At 44.6% G+C, this 1,111-nt stretch carries 1 protein-coding gene and 1 pseudogene; both read right to left on the bottom strand.

Going from position 1 to position 1,111, the window contains the following annotated elements:
• On the bottom strand, positions 1–260 hold a 260-nt coding region (gene nirD / locus A3763_RS02615; protein WP_068759864.1), incomplete at its 3' end, for a nitrite reductase small subunit NirD.
• A gap of 30 nt (positions 261–290) precedes the next feature.
• Positions 291–1,111 (bottom strand): annotated as a pseudogene (locus A3763_RS02620) (nitrite reductase (NAD(P)H)); the annotation flags it as partial.

Consider the following 1,111-nt stretch of genomic DNA (forward strand, 5'->3'; position numbering starts at 1 on the left):
TCAAGGCATTCGCCTGTCTTAAGGTCAAAGTGCTGTTTGTATAGGGGAGAAGCAACCACGTACTTGCCGGTTAAATCTCCAACAATCCCGCGAGAAAGAACATTTGCCTTACCGCATGGGTCCCAGTTAGATATTGCGAAAATCTTTTCTTCGCTGCTCGGTATGTAGAAGATCGCAACTTGCTCATCGTTTACTAGCGCGCATACGCCTGAATTTTCTACAAGATCGTACTTCGTACAGATAACTTCATTAAGTGCCATTTTGATTTTCTCCTATCTGTGAGTACTGGATTAAGCTGACTTAGCGATTAATTTTGATTTTTCGTCTTCGCTAGCAGGTCTTACTTGACCACGCTCTTCAACGAAAACAACGTTACTATCTTCTTTATCAGAGTTAACAAATTGACGGAAGCGACGTAGTTTTGTTTCGTCTTCGACCGTAGTTTTCCATTCACACTGATAAGTATCGACAACGCTTTGCATCTGAGCTTCAAGTTCAGCTGCAATACCAAGGCTGTCTTCAATAATAACCTCACGAAGGTATTCGATACCGCCTTCAAGGTTGTCCATCCATACAGATGTTCTTTGTAAGCGGTCTGCTGTTTTGATGTAGAACATCAAGAAGCGATCAATATATTTAACTAGCGTTTCGGTACTGATATCGGTCGCAAACAGATCAGCATGTCGTGGCTTCATGCCGCCGTTTCCACAAAGGTAGAGGTTCCAGCCGTTTTCAGTTGCAATGATGCCAACATCTTTACTTTGCGCTTCTGCACACTCACGAGTACAGCCGGATACTGCCATTTTTAGCTTGTGCGGAGTACGCAAACCTTTGTATCGGTTTTCGATATCGATTGCTTGACCCACGCTATCCTGAACTCCGTAACGACACCAAGTTGATCCGACGCACGACTTAACGGTACGTAAGGACTTCCGTAGGCGTGACCCGTTTCAAGGCCTGCTGCAATTAGTTCACCCCAAATAGTGGGTAGGTCATTAAGTTTAGCGCCAAATAAGTCTATACGCTGCCCGCCCGTAATCTTTGTATAAAGTTTGTACTTTTGGCCTACTTGACCGATAGCGATCAGTTGCTCAGGCGTAATCTCACCACC

The organism is Oleiphilus sp. HI0128, from assembly GCF_001635365.1.